This is a genomic window from Paralcaligenes sp. KSB-10 (assembly GCF_021266465.1).
Taxonomy (GTDB): domain Bacteria; phylum Pseudomonadota; class Gammaproteobacteria; order Burkholderiales; family Burkholderiaceae_B.
In genome coordinates, this window is record NZ_CP089848.1 from 1,366,936 (window position 1) to 1,383,496 (window position 16,561).

Consider the following 16,561-nt stretch of genomic DNA (forward strand, 5'->3'; position numbering starts at 1 on the left):
TTATGGCAGTGCAACATAATTCTTGCTTAAATCTAGGGTTAACCCCTATAATAGGGTTAACCCTGAGCGAAACGCTCAATTTAAGTAGAGTAAATAGCCATGAAAGACCTGAACCAAAACATCCGCCTTACCGACGAACTCGAACGCCAGTTGATGCTGCAAGCGATTGAAGAGCAGTTCCGCTTCAAGCCGGCCGTCGCGCTCAAAAACCTGGCAGGCAGGATTGCCGGCCTGTTTCAGTCGGCACCGAGCCACGCTCAGGTCAAATCCGCCAGCTAAAAGCTGACGGCAAGGCTGCCATGACAGCCTTGCAGGGCATCCGATGCCCTAAGCACATAAAAGCCGCGCTCAGCGGCTTTTATTCTGTGGGGCCACGAATTGCGGGATAATAGCGCCTATGAATTCAAGCAAATCCTTGTCCGCTGACGCCGTCCGGCAACCAATGTCGCCCCCCATGTCCACCTCCCCCTCGCGCTGGCGCCGGTTCGCCTGCATGATGTATGAAGCAGTACTGTTGTTCGGGGTGATTTTCCTCGCGGGCTACCTGTTCGACACGCTTACGCAAAGCCGCAGCGGACTCATGCTGCGCCATACCCGGCAAGCCTTGCTATTTGTTGCAATCGGCCTGTATTTTGTGCTTTGCTGGCGCAAGCAGGGGCAAACCCTGCCCATGAAAACCTGGAACATCCGGCTGATCGATCGCAACGGCGCCTCTCCGCCGCTCTCTCGTCTGATTCTGCGCTATATCCTGATCTGGCCGATTCCCCTGGTTGCGGCAATGCTGGTGCGCGCCGCCTCGCATGCCAGCGGTTACAGCTCTACCGACCTGCTCATCGTCGCGGCCCCATTCACCTTGTTTCTCTGGACCTGGATCGATGCCGATCAGCAGTTTCTCCACGACCGCCTGCTGGGGACACGTCTGATCGCAGTGCCGGACACACCCAAACACCCCGTATAAACCCTAGGGTATTCGGCTTTCTTATCGAGGGGGATTGCACAGAACCTGCTTGTCCGTCATGCTTTAGGGTAGGTCGCACCTCCCCCCGCGCCATTCGATACAGAAGACAATGAACGACCAATACTCGGATCTGTACCCGTCTTACCAATGGTTTGTCCCTTCTCAATTCAATATCGCCCAGGCGTGCGTGCATCGCTGGGCGGAAAATCCGCATGAAGGCCGGCGCATCGCGATCTACTTCGAAGACGAACTCGGCCACCGCGAAGTCTGGACCTACGCCCGCCTGTCTGAAACCGCCAATCAGTTGGCCAATGGCCTTAGCAGAATGGGGGTCGTACCCGGCGACCGCGTGGCTGTCGTCATGGCGCAACGCCCCGAAACCGCCGCGGCCTACATGGCCATTTTCAGCGTCGGCGCCATCGCCATGCCTCTGTCGGCGCTATTCGGCGCCGACGGCCTGAGCGTGCGCCTGCGCGACTCCGAGGCCCGTGTCGCCATTGTCGACCACACCACCGGGCCCGATTTGCTCCAGGCCCAAACGCAATGTCCCGCGCTCACGCAAGTCATAGGGCTGGGCTTTCTGCACGACAGCATCATTCCGTGGCGTTCGCTTCTGGCTCGGCAAGCCACCAGTTTTAAAAGCGTCGTCACCAAGTCGTCCGACCCCGCCCTGCTGCTATACACGTCGGGAACCACGGGTGCCCCCAAGGGCGCTTTGTTGCCCCACAGCGCCCTGATCGGCAATCTGCCCGGCTTTGTCGCCTCGCAAGACTGGTTTCCTCAAAAGTCCGACATTTTCTGGAGTCCGGCCGACTGGACCTGGACAGGCGGGCTCGTCGACTCGCTGTTGCCCACTCTGTATTTCGGGCACTCCATCGTGGGCACCCTGGGTCGATTCTCCGCCACGCGCGCCTTCGAAATCATGGAGCGCTATCAGGTCACCAATACATTCCTGTTTCCCACAGCCATCAAAATCATGATGGACGAAATCCGGGCGCCGCGCGAGCACTACAAACTTGCCTTGCGTTGCATCATGAGCGCCGGGGAAAGCGTGGGAACCGCCGTTTTCGACTGGTGCGAGCGCGAACTGGGCATTACCCCCAACGAAATGTTCGGCCAAACCGAAATGAACTACCTGATCGGCAACAGCCGCCATAAATGGCCCGCCAAACCAGGCAGCATCGGCCGCCCGTATCCGGGCCACCGGCTTGCCGTCCTCAATGCGCAAGGCAAGCCCTGCGCCGTTGGGCAGATCGGCGAAATCGCGCTTAACCGCTACGATATGCACGGGTATCCCGATCCCGTATTATTCCTTGGATATTGGCGCAACGACCTGGCCACTCAGGCAAAATTCATCGGCGACTGGTGTTTAACCGGCGACCTGGCCCAGGTCGATAAAGACGGCTATTTCTGGTATGCCGGCCGCAGCGACGATGTTTTCAAGAGCTCAGGATACCGCATCGGGCCTGGCGAAGTCGAAAACTGCCTCATCACCCACCCGGCCGTGGCCAACGCCGCCGTCGTACCCAAGCCCGACGCCACCCGAGGCGCCCTGGTCAAGGCATACGTCGTTTTACGATCCGGCTTTCACGATACAGACAAGGCGGGCCTGGTCAAGACGCTGCAGGAACACGTCAAGTCCCGTCTCGCTCCCTACCAGAGTCCCAGGGAAATCGAGTTCGTCGACGCGCTGCCCATGACCACAACCGGGAAAATCCGCCGCCATGTATTGCGGGCGCGCGAACAGCAACTCAGTTCCGGGCACGGCCAGCCGCACAAAAAATAGGCTGTGCAAACGGTACAATCCAGAAGGCAGCTGGCGCAGGCCGGCGACTTTACGCGCAGCAACCCGACTTATTTGGATATCCGATGGCGATTTACCAATTCGAAGCATTAAGCCCCAGCATCGATGAAGACACCTTTATTTTCGAAAGCGCCGACATTATCGGCGATGTAACGATAGCGGCCGGGGTCAGCATCTGGTCCAATGTGAACATTCGCGGCGATAATGCCCCGATCAGGATAGGATGCAACAGCAATGTGCAGGAAGGCAGCGTGCTGCATGTCGATGGCGGCTGCCCGCTGACGATCCACGACAACGTAACCGTCGGGCATCAGGCCATGCTTCACGGCTGCACCATCAGCGAAGGCTCCCTGGTCGGCATGCAGGCCATCGTGCTTAACAATGCCCATGTAGGCCGCAACTGCCTGATCGGCGCTGGCGCCATCGTGCCCGAGGGCCGCCAGATTCCGGACAACTCCCTGGTTGTAGGCATCGGCAAGGTCGTGCGCGAATTATCGGCCGACGAAATTCGCAACATGCACGAGAATACCAGCCATTATGTAGAGCGGGGCCGTCAATACCGCAAAAGCCTCAAGCGCCTGCCCTGACATACCGCCGTATGCCGGCATGGCAACGGCGGGGGCCCAGACAAAAGGCCCTCTACAGATGAGGCATGATAGGGGCTGGCTGGCCGCCCGGTTGAGCGCCCCCTGAACCGCAATATCATGACCATACGTTAAAATGGTTCCATGACCGATCAACTGAAAAAATATCTTTTCGAAGACCACAGTACACGGGCCCAGGCCGTCAAGCTCACCAGTGCCTGGCAAACCGGCCTGGCTCATCAGCATTACCCTGAATGCGTCCGGCAACTGCTGGGCGAGCTCGTTGCAGCTTCGGTATTGCTCACCGCCAATATCAAGTTTGAAGGTTCCCTGGTTCTGCAGTTGCAGGGCGACGGGCCGGTTGCGCTCATCGTGGTCGAATGCAATGCCGACCTGTCAATACGTGCCACAGCCACGCTGCGTGAAGGTCACGACATCCCCGTGGACGGAACGCTGCAAAGCCTGCTCAACGCCCACGGCCAGGGACGCTTTATCGTTGTGCTCGATCCGGGCAAGAAAGCGCCCCATATGCAGCCGTACCAAGGCATAGTGCCTCTTGAAGGCGCTACTGTCGCCGAAGTGCTGGAACTTTACATGCGCAATTCCGAGCAACTGGACACGCGCCTGTGGCTGGCATCGAACGCGGAGCACTGCGCCGGGCTGCTGATGCAGCGCCTGCCCAATCATGGAGGCACGACGGCGACCAGCGCCGAAGCACATGAAAGCACGTGGGAGCGCGCCGGTCATCTGGCCAGCACACTGAAAACCGACGAACTGCTGGCCCTGGATACCGATACACTCATACATCGCCTGTTCTGGGAAGAGTCGCTGATCGCCTTCGAACCGCAGGCGGTACGCTGGCATTGCCCGTGCACCCGCGAACGCGTCGCCGATATGCTGCGCATGCTGGGCCGAGGCGAAATCGAAAGCATGCTCAGCGAACAAGACCATATCGATATTGCCTGCAATTTTTGCGGCAAGCCATACCAATTCGACGCGGTCGACTGCGCGGGCCTATTCGTGGAAAGCGCGAACATTGCGCAGCCCGACCGCAAATCGGTGCACTAGAGTATTTTTGGTTTAAGTGTTCGCGGGGGTGGGCGCGTTTCAGTGACTTTTGTTTTGAGCCGTTTTTAGGCTTGGTCTGTGGCTTTGGGCTGTGTTGCTGTGTTGTCTGTCTGGGCGGAAGTATTTCTATAAAGACGCCGCAGGGTGGGCGGTGCTGTGCAGTCCGGCACGTCCAGCGGTCGGCTAGCTGCGCTAGCCGACTGCCCGGGTCTGCCTCGTCCAGGCGGGCGTCGGGCGAACTCGCCCGGCCTCGCGAGGCCGGGCTCAGACAGCGCCCGCCGAAAGCCCCCGCCTTCCCTTCGTCAGCACCCGGCGCTGGACTACCGCCGGACTGCACAGCACCGCCCACCCTGCGGCTCGCGTTGAGGTAATGCATCGGGGTATACATTGGGAAAGCCGCGTTGAGCCAATCACAGGCTACGTTGAGGCGTCGGGCGCTTAATAAATCCAGGGTTTGGCACATCGTGATGTAGTGGCCACGCGATAAAGACATGAGTGCAGGCCTATAACTGCGAATACGAGTAAGTGAATTCCAGGCATGCCCTAACGCGAGCCGTCTATCGGGGCTTGGGGTCAGGACCGGCGTAAGGCGTGCGCCGGATTTAGCTCGGCAAGGCGGGGGAAGTCGTCGGGCGCTGTCTGAACGGAGCCTCGCGCAGTGTGCGAGGCGTAGTGAGTTCGACCGACGCCCGCCTTGACGAGCTAAATCCGGATGAAGCACGCCGTGCCGGGCCTGACCCCAAGCCCCGATAGACGGCGTCTTCAAATACCAAAGCGACCAATCCACCAAATCCCGTAAACACTTCAAAAAACACACTAAGCCACATCCCGCTGCGCATAATCCACAATCGACGCGGCATCGCGCTCAAGGCACACTTGAGGGCATGTGGCCCACCTATCCCTATCGCCGTGCTCCCGGTCCAGACAGCCGTCGCGGGCCCCGCCTGCCGGCTCGTACGCCATGCAAGGAAAAAACAGCACAACGCGGTACCAGCCTGATTGAATTCTCGGTCAGTGCCATTCCGATCCTGCTGATCGGCATGGGCAGCATAGAACTTGCCCAATGGTTTTACGTCAAACAAGTCGTCAGCGTGGCGCTGTTGCAGGCGGCCCGTGCCGGCATTACCCAGCACGCCAGCCCGCAGGCAATCGAAGCGGCATTCGAGCAAGCCCTGCTGCCGCTGTATATATCGGGTTCCAATCAAACTGCCGGCGACCGGATGAAAATCGCATTCGCCAGGCGGATGCAAACGACCGGCAATCCACCCTGGAAAATCGAACTCCTCTCTCCCAGCAGAGCGTCATTCCAGGACTTTGCGGATTCGCGCCTGGACATCGCGCGCAAAACCGGTTTGGCGGCCATCAACAACAATTATCAGGCGGAGCAGGACCAGCGCTACCGCGCGCTCGGCTGGCCTCAAGGCCAGGGCCCTCGGTCCGGCCTTTCGATCTATCAGGCCAATGTACTTGCCTTGCGCGTCACGTATCTGCACGAACCAATTCTGCCCGGCATGAAGGCATTGATAAAACAGCTAGGCACGCAGTCGTCTTATGCCGGCCAGGCCATGGCGCATGGCGGCTATCTGCCCATCAGCCAGGAACTCGAACTTACCATGCAGTCGCACCCGGTGGACTGGCCGGTATCGGCGAATCGGAAAATCGTCTGGCAACACGTCCCCGCAAAGGCCCAATCGATGTCTGCGGCCGACCCTTGCCATGGCCTATGGTGCCTGAATCTGCCGCTATTCACGCTGCCTGGCGCAGTGGCGCCCGAGCCGGGCCAAATGCCGCCCGACGGTACACGCCTCGATTCTTCCTCGCCCGTTTCGGACGTAGCACCGGCACCTTCAGCTCCGCCCTCCGCGGAGGGACTCGCCGACGGCCCCGCCGTTGCGCCAGACGATCCCGCCTGCGGCGTGGCGCTGTGCTGTGTCGGCAGTTGATATCCGGCCGGCCGCGGTCAACGAGGGTTCTCCCCGCATCCGGGACGCAAGCCAGGACGAGCGCCACTCGCTCGGAGACACGCCATAACGGCTCCTGAACAATTTTCCGAAGGCTGAGTGATCGGCAAAACCGCAGGCATATGCCAGCGCGCCGATATTCGCGCCTGGCCCCGAATTTTCGATGAGCCGCCGTGCCCGATCAAGCCTGATATCGCGCAACACGGCGCCGACCGTTGCCTGCTGGCCGGCAAACAAACGGTACAGCTTGGCGCGCGAAACCCCCAAAGCCTGAGCAATGACATCCGCATCCAGACCGGGCTGATGGTAATTTGCCTCGATGAAACGGATTGCACTGGCATAGCAAATGGAAGGCGATTTATCCCGATCCAGATGGCCGTGCGCCGACATGGTGCCGAGCAGCATCAAGGCCATGTCGATGGTAAGGTTCAGCATGCTGGCCAGGCTTTCCTTGTCCAGAGTGCCCGCGCATTGATGCAGGGCGATCATTTGCGCCTGCAGAAAAGGCGACAGCGCCGCCGAGTTCAAGGAAATGGCATCGCTGAAATGCCCTGGATCCCGGCCAAATGCCGTGGCAACGAGCGCCCGCGGCAGCATAAGATGAATTTCCCGCGAATCGCTCCAGCGGAAACGCTCGAGCCGCATGCAATCGAACAAACCCAGCGAGCCCGCCTCCATGTGCAGCCAGCCGCCCGTCCGGCTTTGAAAATCCACCGCCCCTTCTTCAAGCAGCATTAATACCATCACCCCGTCATGCCAGTCGTAATGACGCTTGGCATGTGTTTGATGCGCCGATCCGGCATAACTGCGAAAACTTCCCGACACGCCATTTACCCAGCTTGTTTTTCCCTGAAACTCCTTGCCTTTTTCTACGGGCCGCAGGAGGTCGACGGTTTGAAAGGCGGTCTGGCGCCATGCTTCAAAACGATCTCGAGGACTGAAATCGGATATGTCGGCACTGTAGTACCGGTAATTCTCGTTTGCGGGTTTCGGGCACGCAACAAAAGCCGGCATATGCCCTTCTTCAAACCCGTCCGGACTATGGCTGTCCGGAGAAGAATGGTCGTGTATAGACATTGTGTCGATCCTTGGCAAACAGCCAGCCCGCCTGCCGAAATTACTGGCAGTGGCCCATTCTATTCTTTTTCGACACCGATTACCCCAAAAAAATACCGAATCAAATTATTGTGCGGGGCCTGTTCTGCACTCGCGAGCCATGCCGGGAATCGTGTCGAAACCGGTTTCTTGCTGGGTAGAACCCAACTGACGCAAGGGCAGGCCGGCCAATACATCGGCTTCGATCAGTTCCAGGGGTTTCGCCCGTGTCTCGGGCACGAACAGGACGCAGACCACCAGGGACAACACGCATACCGCCAGAAACAGCGCAATGGCCGCGGCAAGCCCGATACTCTCGACAATGGACAGGAATGTAAAAGCGATCAGTGCGTTAAAAAGCCAGCTGACGGCGGAAGCCACGGCGATCCCCTGCTCACGGATAGGCGTGGGGAAGAGTTCCGACATCAAGACATAAGGTAAAGGCCCGAGGCTGACGGCAAAAGCCGTAATGTACAGACACAGGCCGCCAAGCCCCACCCACGGCCAATCGAAAGTCGCCGCCGCCACGACGGCTGCCAGCCCGAGGATCATTACGGCCGATCCCCAAATCAGCAGTGGCCGCCGTCCGGCTCGGTCAACAACGGCAAGCGCCACCAGCGTCGCCACGAAATTGGCGAACCCGAGACCAAAGGTCGCGGAAAGCGCCGCCGTGCCGGGAGAAAAACCCAGCGTATGAAATATACGGGGCGCATAGTAGAGAATGCCGTCGATGCCGCTCAAATTCTGCAATATGAACAACAGGCTGCACAGCGCGAGCACGGCTGCCGTGCTGCCGTGCCTCAAACACGCCCATGCTGTTTCTTTGCGGCCATGCATGGCCGTGGCGGAAATTTCGGCCCAGTCGCCCAACAAGTCCAGATTAGCCGCCGCGCTCCGCGCCCGCTTGAAATCGCCCCGCGCGGCCAGCCAGCGCGGGCTCTCCGGCAACAGCAGAATGGCCACCAGGCCCAGCAGCATGGGTACGGCTCCGGCGGCAAGAATCCGGGACCAGGGGACGGTTGACGCAAAGGCCAGCGCGATACCGTAAGCGGCCAGTATTCCGGCGGTGATCGCAAGCTGGAACAGCGCAACGATCGCACCGCGATGGCGAGCGGGTGCCGTCTCGGCGGCATACATGGGAATGACCATCGACGAAAGCCCCGTGGCCAGTCCGACCAGCATGCGCGAGACTATAAGCCAGCCATAATCGGGTACGGCGAGCTTGATGGCGTAGCCGGCCAGGGCAAGCGCCACAGTAAGGAATATCGTAAATCGGCGCCCTGCCCTGAGCGACACCGGCCCGGCCAGGGCGGCTCCAAAAAAACACGAAATAACAAGGGACGCAACTAGAATCTGCTCACTCTGCAGCGTGAGCTGGAAATTTCGGGCAAGAGCATCCAGAACCCCGGTAATGGAGGTGATGCTGAATCCAAAATGCATCCCGAAGCAAACCACAAGAAGCGATATGCGTAAGGTTGGGCTGCGTAAGATCGGGCCTGAAAATGACAACTCGGGATACCTCGCTGAACACGCACAGTCGGGAAACGGCCGAATTGGGCATCTTGCCACATTACAAACGCATCATGACGATAGCTTCGCGCAGGGGGGCGGAAAAGAGCGCACGATGCAACAAATAGACTAAACCTTGAGACGCTTTACCTAACGCGGCGCCTACGCTGAATTTACAATTTGTGACTATCATCCGGAAGCCGATCCCGGTGCGGGTTCGCGCTGACTGTCGCAGCAACACCAACAACCGTCCAGGAGACAAGCCATGGCTATTTCAATGACCGCCGATCAGCCGATAAATTCGGAAATCGACACTCGGCTCGCCATTGATGGCGGTCAGCCGGTGCGCACCACGCCCCTGCCCTGGGAACTGCCCGGCGCCTACTGGATCGGCGAAGAAGAGCGTGAACTGGTCAATCGCGTCATAAGCGCCCGCAGCCCATTTCGCTATTACGGACTGGATCCGCAAAAAATGGTGGACACGTTCGAAAACGAATGGTGCCAGGTTTACGGCCATCGCCATGCGCTGGGGGTGTCGTCGGGCACCGCGGCCCTGACTATCGCCATGTCGGCGCTGAATATCGGACCGGGAGACGAAGTCCTGGTTCCCGGATATCTTTGGGTGAGTTGCGTGTCAGCCGTCGTACGGACAGGAGCCATACCGAAACTGATCGACATTGATGATACATTCTGCATCGACCCGGAAGATTTGAAACGCAAGATCGGGCCGCAAAGCCGGGCGGTCTTGTGTGTCCACATGAGCGGCGCTCCCGGCAATATTGCCGAAATCGCCGCCATCTGCCGCGAGCACAAGCTATTTCTCGTCGAAGACTGCGCACAGGCTGCGGGGGCCAGCCAAAATGGGCGTGCGGTGGGCCGATTCGGCGATATCGGCATCTTCAGCTTCCAGCTCAACAAAAACATGACGTCGGGCGATGGCGGACTCATCGTCTGCGAAAACGACGCGCTCTTTCGTCGTATCGTCGCCCTGCATGACCTCGGCTACCCGCGAAACGAGGCAGGCCGCCTGGATACCACTGTCGAGGACTGCCAGCTCTGGGGCATCGGAGCCCGGATGTCGGAACTTACAGGCGCCATGGTGCTTGCCCAGATGCGCAAATTGCCCAAAATCACCCATGCAATGCGCAGCGCGAAATGGAAAATCCGCAATGCGCTCAAAGACATCCCGGGCCTGGGTTGGCGCCACATCCCGGATCCCGCCGGCGACACCGGGCCCGCCTTGCTGATGACGCTGCCCGACGAAGCCACCGCCCGGCGGTTTATCGATGCGCTGAAAGCCGAGGGCATTGCAGGGCCTGAAGGCAGCCTGGCATGCATCACCATGCGCGAATGGGGCATGCACTGGTATTCAAATATTCCAAGCCTGGTTCACCGCCGTTCCAATAGCCGGGACGGCTATCCCTGGACGCATCCGCAGAATGCCTTTGCGGCCGGCTACGACTACCGGCACGGGGCGCTGGCCAAATGCGATGAATTCCATGCCCGCGGCGCCCTGCTCGCCATTGCGTCGACACTCACCGATCAGGATGTCGACGATATCATCACCGCCGCCCGCAAAGTCGCCAACAGCATTCTGCGATGAAACGCTCTGTCCTGATCCCCGAGGGAGGCTCCAGATGATTTATTTTGTTGCGGCTGTCGCCGGCATAGCCGGCATTCTGTTTGGTTTTGACGAAGGCATCATAGCCGGCGCCCTCAGCCTGCTGCGGGGGGAATTTGGCATCACCCCTTTGGACGAGGGGCTGATGACGGCCGCTGTGCCCTTCGGCGCGCTTTTTGGCGCACTCATTGCCGGACGGGCATCGGAACGCTTCGGCCGCCGCGCCCTTTTGCTCTGGGCGGCCATACTGTTCATACTCGGAGCGGTGTTTTCCGCATTGATTACCGCAATATGGATGCTAAGCCTGGCACGGCTGATGCTGGGCGTGGCGGTAGGCGTTGCCGCCCTGGTGGCGCCGCTGTATATCTCCGAAAGCGCGCCGCCCGCCAAGCGCGGCATGCTGGTCTCCATTTATCAATTGGCAATCACGCTGGGCATCCTGAGCGCCTATCTGGTCAGTTTCGCTTTCGATCACTCCTGGAGCCTGATGTTCATGATGGGCGCGCTGCCCGGGATCGCCCTGTTTTTCGGCATGTATGTATTGCACGATACGCCACGGTGGCTTGCCCTCAAAGGCAGGCAGCCGGAGGCGAGGGCGGCCATGGCCCGCCTGCATGGCGTCTCGCCCGATGCGCCAGCCATCACCGCCGAGCTGGCCGACATCAACCGCACCGCCCAGAGCGACAGGCATGCCGCTTCCTGGGCCGACTTGCTGACACCCTCGGTCCGCCCCGCCTTGATCGTCAGCGTGGGCTTGTTCCTGCTGCAACAGCTCAGCGGCATCAACGCTGTCATTTATTACGCGCCCACCGTTTTCAAGGAAACCGGATTCGACTCACATGCCACGCAAATCCTCGCAACCATAGGCGTGGGCGTCGTGAACGTCGCCATGACGGTCGTGGGAATGATGCTGATCGACCGCATCGGACGCCGGCGCCTGCTTCTCATCGGCTTTGCCGGCACGGCACTCAGCCTGGGCCTGATTGCCGTCGGAGCGGTAACCGAGGCGAAGTCGCTGGACATGCTGGCACTGGGGGGCCTCGTGCTTTACATCGCCGCCTTTGCCGCCAGTATCGGCCCCTTGCCATGGGTCATGATGTCGGAAATATTCCCTTTGCACGCCCGCGGCCTGGGCATGAGCGTTGCCTCGCTCGCCAACTGGGGCTTCAACTTCATCGTGGTGTTTTCCTTCCCGGTCCTGGTCTCCTCGCTAGGCCTGGGCGGTGTCTTCGCGATATACACCCTGGCATGCCTTATTGGGATCCTCTTCACCTTGAAGCTGGTTCCTGAAACCAACGGCGTCTCACTCGAGGAAATCGAACGCCACCTGAAATCAGGCCGGCCCTTGCGTCTGCTTGGCCAGGCTCCGCACGACCGCGGCGACCAAGCCGGCACGACTGGCGCGAGTCCGGGCGGCCTGGCGCCGCGCCACGACACCGGGATGCTGATACGCGCCCTGATATCTCTTGGCCCCTATCAATCCGTGCTCATGCCCCTGGCCGACCAGGTCACCCGGATCGCACTCGAAAACCATCAGGTCCGAGGCGCGCTCCAATCGGTTTCGATACGCACCAACTTTGAAAACACAGGCCGGCTAAGCGCCACAGACCTGGGTTCGGAAGCCGCCACCCTCAAAGCTTTTCTGGAGCACGTACGCTTTGCCTCTCCCGCATTTCTGGAGTCGGTCGGCGAACTGCCCGCGGGAGGCAAGCGTGGATAAAATCCAGGATTGCGACGTCTGTATCGTCGGGACCGGGGCCGGCGGCGGCATTCTTGCCTATGAGCTGGCCCAGGCGGGGTTCAGGGTAGTGTCCCTGGAACAAGGCGGCATGCTGCCCACCGACCAGTTCAAGGCCATATCGCCGCTCACCGGCGCGCAGAATTTCGGCATCGACCCGCATACGGTATGGCCGAACGACCCTCACGACAGCCTGTTCACGCACGCCCTGTTCGCGGATGGTTCAATCGGTTCGACCCAACGTCCGCAAGGCGGCTTCCAGCACTTCCAGATCCTGGCCGTCAACGGCCTGCAGAACCTCTGGAACGGAGTCAGCGTCCGGTTTGGAGAAAGCGACTTCAGCAACTGGCCGATAGGCTACGCCACGCTTGCCCCGAATTATTCGGCGGTCGAGCGGCTCATCACCGTATGCGGGACCGCTGAAGGCATTGCGGAATTGCCGGACGGCATTTTTGTGCCGCCCAAACCCTTGCGGCCAGTCGACAAAATGATAGTCGCCGCGGTCGACAGACTGAACGACCCCGATTCCCATGCCATCCCGAACCGCAAGGCAATCAATACACGGGCAGGCATGGCAACGTCGTGCATATCGACCGGAATATGCACTTCAGGTTGCCCGGTGGGTTCCGTCTATAAATTCTCGTCCCGGCTCCTGCCGGAAATTGCGGACCTGCCAAATTATGAATTGCGCACCCACGCCAAAGTGACACGGCTGATCCGCCAGCCCGACACACAGCGCATCTCGGGCGTGGAATACCTGGATACAGCCACCGGCGAGCGGCGGGTGCTGCGGGCCAAAATCGTGGTACTGGCCGCAGGCGCCGTCGAAACACCCCGCATTCTGTTCAATTCCGCGGATGAGCAAAATCCGGCTGGCCTGGGCAACCGCAATGGGCTGCTGGGCCGCGGCCTGCAGGATAATCCCAAAGTGGTGCTGTCGACTTCCTTGTGGCGTTTGTGGGGCAAGCGGCGCAATTACGATATCGGCTACGGAGATCTCCTCATACTCCTGTCGCGTGGAAAGCTTCCCGACGGCTCATCGTTTCCATTCATCGGCCACGCCATCCACGGGCTGCCCGACGTACCCCATTATCTGGGAGGCCTGAAGCCATTTCCCCCGTTCCTGAAAGAGCGGCTGGCGCGAATGATGTTTCACAGCTATGCGACGCTTGGCCTGTTCTGCGCAGGGGAAGCCACATCAGGCAACCGCGTGCGCCCTGGCGACACCGTGGATCGCTATGGCGTACCACAGGTGCATGTCGACTTCTCGACACCGCCCGGCGCGGTTTCCAGAATGGACGCCATGATGGCCTGGGGCCGCAAAGTGCTGCGCTCAGCCTCGGCGACCGCCTTGCACACCTCGCGCGACAATAGCGGCACCGGTATACATTATGCAGGCACAACCCCAATCTCTGCCCGCGAAGGCGAAGGCATCGTCGACGCGAATCTCAAAGTGCACGACATGGACAATCTGTTCGTCTGCGACGGCGGTGTCATACCCGTGCTCCCCGACAAACATCTTACCTTGACGATCATGGCCTTATCGCACCGCCTGGGCAAGCATATCGCCAATAACTTCCTGAGCACTCAAACCGTATCGACGGCCAGCCGGGCCACATCCGCCGCGGATCAAATGGAAGCGGCTGAAACTCGCGACATTTTCCCCTGACTGTTCCGGCGTTCGGCCGGGCGGCATGCCTTGAACAAGCCGTGAAGGCATACAGGCTCAGTTGCCCTTCTTTTGCTCGGGAGAGGCGAGTACGGGGGTATTGACAGTGGGCTCTTTTTCATGAGGAGCCAGGATCTGCACAAAGATCTCGCCGTCTTTAATCATGCCAAGCTCGCCGCGCGCGCGTTCTTCGATGGCCTGTGTCCCCGATTTCAGATCCTGGACTTCGGCCTGCAGCGCATTATTGCGTGCCAGCAATGCATCGTTGGTTTCATGTTGGCTGGCGACCTGTTTTTGCAGATCGTGCACACGCAACCACCCTCCCTTGCCCCACCAGAGCGGGTATTGGACGGCAAGCGCCAGCAGCAGCAAAACGAGAAATAGCAATCGCATTGTGTTTAGAAAATGGAGCTTCGGTATAACGGGTTTCTCGAAATATCAATCCGGAACAAACGTGGCCTGCCTGGAACCGGGATCGCCCGGCGGCCAGGCCGGGCGCACAAGCCTAGCGCAGATTATAAAAGGCGTCGCGTCCGGGATAGGTAGCCACTTCGGCAAGCTCTTCCTCGATACGCAGCAACTGATTGTATTTGGCCATGCGGTCGGAACGCGACAATGAGCCCGTTTTGATCTGCATGGCGTTGGTGCCCACGGCAATATCGGCAATGGTGGAGTCTTCGGTTTCGCCCGAGCGATGGGAAATCACGGCGGTATAGCCGGCACGTTTGGCCATTTCGATGGCTGCAAAGGTTTCGGTCAGGGTGCCGATCTGGTTGATTTTGATCAGAATGGAATTGGCAACACCTTGATCGATACCCTGCTTGAGGATCTTGGTGTTGGTCACGAACAGATCGTCGCCCACCAATTGTATTTTTTTGCCAAGCTGGTCGGTAAGGATTTTCCAGCCTTCCCAATCGTTTTCAGCCATGCCGTCTTCGATGGAGATGATGGGATATTTATCGCACCAGGTGCTGAGCAAATTGGCAAAGTCTTGCGAAGTCAGGACTACGCCGCCCTCGCCCGCCAGATGATAGCGGCCGTCGCGGTAGAACTCGGAACTGGCGCAATCCAGGCCCAGCGCAATCTGGGAGCCGGCCTCGTAGCCCGCATCGGCAATAGCCTGCAGTATCAGTTGGATTGCCGCTTCATGATTGGCCACGCTGGGCGCAAAGCCACCTTCGTCGCCAACCGCCGTAGACATCCCTTGTTTATTGATAAGCGTCTTGAGAGCGTGGAAAACCTCGGCGCCCATACGCAGAGCCTCGCGGAAACTGCCGGCCCCCAGAGGCAGGATCATGAACTCCTGCAGATCGAGCGTGTTATTGGCGTGAGCGCCGCCATTGATGACATTCATCATGGGCACCGGCATTTGCATGGGGCCGCTGCCGCCGAAATAACGGTACAGGGACAGGCCGGATTCGTCAGCCGCCGCGCGCGCCACGGCCATGCTGGCCGCCAGAATGGCATTGGCACCCAGGCGCCCCTTGGATTCAGTGCCGTCCAGATCGATCAGGGTACGGTCGACAAAGGTTTGCTCTTGTGCGTCGAGCCCCATCAGGGCTTCGGATATTTCGGTGTTGAGGTTTTCAACGGCGCGCAAAACGCCCTTGCCCGAATACCGTGCGGCATCGCCGTCGCGCAGCTCGATCGCTTCGCGGGAACCGGTGGAAGCCCCCGAAGGCACAGCCGCGCGGCCCATCGCCCCGGACTCCAGCAACACATCGCATTCAACGGTCGGGTTACCACGCGAATCCAGAATTTCGCGCCCAATGATATCTACGATTGCACTCATGATATTGACTGTCCTGCCTGAATTAATGGGTTTGGCATTCACCCGGGCACCATGCCCAGGCGAAAAATCGGATAAAGGTTCGATTGTACCTGCGCCAGGCCCGATGAGGCCCGGTTTGAATTCACAGGCCATGAATTTTAATGCGCCACGCTAAAATTTGACCACAACTCAGGCCACTGGATAAGCCAAAATCCTTGACTGCGCGAGGGATGGCCGCCAGAAACATCCAAGGCCAAGGGTCAAACTCCTGTTATCGGGCGTTACCAAAACGCACACTTCCACAATTATGGAATGCCCTCAAAGTCTCAGGGCTTGTCCGCATTGCCTGCGGCCAGCTCGTCGCGCAGACGCCGCTCGAGCGTATCAAGCGTACCGCTGAGGGCCGTGAGATCGGCATCCGACAAATCGGAAAGCGCCCTTTGTATGAAGGCTTTCCGTGCGGGCATGGCCTGTTCCACCACCTGGATTCCCACCGGACTCAGCGCGACATTGGTCAGGCGGTTGTCGAGCGCATCGTTATGGCGCCGCACCCATCCCAGATGCTCGATGACCTTGATTTGCCGGGTCAGGGCGGCAGGGTCCATGCGCAGCAACTCAGACAACTGCTTCTGCGACATTTCCCCCTGCTGATAAAGCATCAGCATTACCCTCCAGCGGGGCATGGGCTGGCCGATACTGGCACTGAAGGCCGCCAGCAGGGTGCGATACGTCCGCCCCAGCTTCTGCATCACCCTGATCTGCGGAAAATCGTCATCGGGCATA

14 protein-coding genes are annotated in these 16,561 nt (G+C 59.5%); 9 read left to right on the forward strand and 5 right to left on the reverse strand.

Features of this window, described 5'->3' with window-relative positions:
• Positions 1 to 99: 99 nt before the first annotated feature.
• The 6 genes from LSG25_RS06225 to LSG25_RS06250 all read left to right on the forward strand — a co-directional run bounded on the left by LSG25_RS06225 (position 100) and on the right by LSG25_RS06250 (position 6,357).
• Positions 100 to 279, forward strand: coding sequence for a hypothetical protein (locus LSG25_RS06225; protein WP_232743829.1), 180 nt, complete (start codon positions 100 to 102; stop codon positions 277 to 279).
• Between the two features lie 175 nt (positions 280 to 454).
• Positions 455 to 958, forward strand: a complete 504-nt coding sequence (locus LSG25_RS06230) for an RDD family protein (protein ID WP_232743830.1) — start codon at positions 455 to 457, stop codon at positions 956 to 958.
• A gap of 109 nt (positions 959 to 1,067) precedes the next feature.
• A complete protein-coding gene (locus LSG25_RS06235; protein WP_232743831.1) occupies positions 1,068 to 2,744 on the forward strand; it encodes an acyl-CoA synthetase in 1,677 nt (558 codons plus the stop codon).
• Between the two features lie 83 nt (positions 2,745 to 2,827).
• A complete protein-coding gene (locus LSG25_RS06240) occupies positions 2,828 to 3,349 on the forward strand; it encodes a gamma carbonic anhydrase family protein (RefSeq protein ID WP_232743832.1) in 522 nt (173 codons plus the stop codon).
• Between the two features lie 141 nt (positions 3,350 to 3,490).
• Complete coding sequence (gene hslO, locus LSG25_RS06245; protein WP_232743833.1) at positions 3,491 to 4,414, forward strand: Hsp33 family molecular chaperone HslO; 924 nt, start codon at positions 3,491 to 3,493, stop codon at positions 4,412 to 4,414.
• 884 nt (positions 4,415 to 5,298) lie between these two features.
• Positions 5,299 to 6,357 carry a TadE/TadG family type IV pilus assembly protein gene (locus tag LSG25_RS06250; protein ID WP_232743834.1) on the forward strand — a complete coding sequence of 353 codons (1,059 nt, stop codon included), beginning with the start codon at positions 5,299 to 5,301 and terminating at the stop codon, positions 6,355 to 6,357.
• Here the strand turns inward: LSG25_RS06250 and LSG25_RS06255 are convergent.
• Both LSG25_RS06255 and LSG25_RS06260 read right to left on the reverse strand, forming a co-directional pair.
• Entirely contained in the window at positions 6,262 to 7,452 is a 1,191-nt protein-coding gene (locus LSG25_RS06255) for an AraC family transcriptional regulator (protein ID WP_232743835.1), read from the reverse strand. The two genes, LSG25_RS06250 and LSG25_RS06255, sit on opposite strands and share 96 nt — an antisense overlap.
• Positions 7,453 to 7,557: 105 nt before the next feature.
• A complete protein-coding gene (locus LSG25_RS06260; protein WP_255696646.1) occupies positions 7,558 to 9,039 on the reverse strand; it encodes a sugar porter family MFS transporter in 1,482 nt (493 codons plus the stop codon).
• Positions 9,040 to 9,244: 205 nt separating this feature from the next.
• On the opposite strand from LSG25_RS06260, the gene LSG25_RS06265 reads away from it, so the two are divergent.
• From LSG25_RS06265 to LSG25_RS06275, 3 genes are read left to right on the forward strand one after another with little or no spacing between them, the layout of a single operon-like run.
• Positions 9,245 to 10,582: a DegT/DnrJ/EryC1/StrS aminotransferase family protein gene (locus tag LSG25_RS06265; protein WP_232743837.1), complete on the forward strand. Its 1,338-nt coding sequence runs from the start codon at positions 9,245 to 9,247 to the stop codon at positions 10,580 to 10,582.
• A gap of 34 nt (positions 10,583 to 10,616) precedes the next feature.
• Positions 10,617 to 12,320, forward strand: coding sequence for a sugar porter family MFS transporter (locus LSG25_RS06270; RefSeq protein WP_232743838.1), 1,704 nt, complete (start codon positions 10,617 to 10,619; stop codon positions 12,318 to 12,320).
• Entirely contained in the window at positions 12,313 to 14,007 is a 1,695-nt protein-coding gene (locus LSG25_RS06275) for a GMC oxidoreductase (protein WP_232743839.1), read from the forward strand. The genes LSG25_RS06270 and LSG25_RS06275 overlap by 8 nt, the downstream gene beginning before the upstream one ends.
• A 57-nt stretch (positions 14,008 to 14,064) precedes the next feature.
• Here LSG25_RS06275 and ftsB read toward each other — a convergent pair whose 3' ends face one another.
• The 3 genes from ftsB to LSG25_RS06290 all read right to left on the reverse strand — a co-directional run bounded on the left by ftsB (position 14,065) and on the right by LSG25_RS06290 (position 16,560).
• Positions 14,065 to 14,400: a cell division protein FtsB gene (gene ftsB, locus LSG25_RS06280; RefSeq protein WP_232743840.1), complete on the reverse strand. Its 336-nt coding sequence runs from the start codon at positions 14,398 to 14,400 to the stop codon at positions 14,065 to 14,067.
• 112 nt (positions 14,401 to 14,512) lie between these two features.
• Positions 14,513 to 15,799 carry a phosphopyruvate hydratase gene (gene eno / locus LSG25_RS06285; protein ID WP_232743841.1) on the reverse strand — a complete coding sequence of 429 codons (1,287 nt, stop codon included), beginning with the start codon at positions 15,797 to 15,799 and terminating at the stop codon, positions 14,513 to 14,515.
• Positions 15,800 to 16,104: 305 nt separating this feature from the next.
• Positions 16,105 to 16,560, reverse strand: a complete 456-nt coding sequence (locus LSG25_RS06290; protein WP_232743842.1) for a MarR family winged helix-turn-helix transcriptional regulator — start codon at positions 16,558 to 16,560, stop codon at positions 16,105 to 16,107.
• Between the last annotated feature and the right edge of the window lies 1 nt (position 16,561).